A 212-nucleotide genomic window follows, 5' to 3' on the forward strand; every position below is an offset into this window, starting at 1 on the left:
TTGCCGACTTTCGCCATGGCTTCGGCGATCATTGCGCCAACTTCGGTGTCGCCGTTTGCAGAGATCGTGCCGACCTGGGCAATCTCTTCGTTCGACTTCACCTTCTTGGAATGATGAGCGAGGTCTTTAACGACTTCGGCGGATGCCTTGTCGATGCCGCGCTTCAGGTCCATTGGGTTCATGCCGGCAGCAACGCGCTTCAGGCCTTCGCG

At 58.0% G+C, this 212-nt stretch carries 1 pseudogene; it reads right to left on the minus strand.

Going from position 1 to position 212, the window contains the following annotated elements:
* Positions 1 to 212, minus strand: a pseudogene (gene groEL / locus B2344_RS15935) (chaperonin GroEL); the annotation flags it as partial.

This window comes from Hyphomonas sp. UBA3195, assembly GCF_002366485.1.
Classification (GTDB): domain Bacteria; phylum Pseudomonadota; class Alphaproteobacteria; order Caulobacterales; family Hyphomonadaceae; genus Hyphomonas.